Source organism: Paenibacillus forsythiae T98 (assembly GCF_000520735.1).
Classification (GTDB): Bacteria; Bacillota; Bacilli; order Paenibacillales; family Paenibacillaceae; genus Paenibacillus_AQ; species Paenibacillus_AQ forsythiae.
The window spans coordinates 1-572 of sequence record NZ_ASSC01000259.1; the positions used below are offsets into that span (position 1 = coordinate 1).

Here is a 572-nt window from a genome sequence, read left to right on the forward strand (position 1 = left end):
TCGATTACGCGGCCGGAGGCTTTCCGCTGTCGCCGGATCAGCACAGCAACACTGTGCATGCAGGCGCGGCGCTGTCTCCCGAAGCGGCAGCTATATATATGCCGGACGGACGGATTCCGCGTCCCGGGGAGAAGTTCGTGCAGAAGGAATTGGCAAGGACGCTGTCTATTCTGGCTGCCGGCGGGCGCGACGCCTTCTACAAAGGAGAAATCGCCAAGGCCATTTGCGACGGCATGGCGGAGTCCGGCGGATATTTGATCCGCGAGGATTTTGCCGATCACCGGGGCAACTGGTGCGACCCGGTCTCAACGGATTATCACGGGCACACCGTCTATCAGGCTCCGCCCAATTCACAGGGGTTCGCCGCGCTGATGGCGCTGAATATTCTGGAGCGCTTCGACTTCTCGGGAATCCGGCACGGATCGTATGAATATTATCATCTGCTCGTCGAGGCGATCAAAGCCAGCTTCCGGGACCGCGACGCCGTGCTTACCGATCCGGATTTCCATGATATTCCGCTGGCCCGGCTGCTGGATAAGGCCTATGCCGCAGAACTGGCTGCGTCTATTTCG

Annotated in this window: 1 protein-coding gene; it reads left to right on the top strand. The window is 59.8% G+C overall.

Annotated features, from left to right (window positions below; translation table 11 throughout):
- Nucleotides 1-572: gamma-glutamyltransferase (locus L692_RS0108820; protein ID WP_025699069.1), on the top strand; the 572-nt coding region annotated here is incomplete at both ends.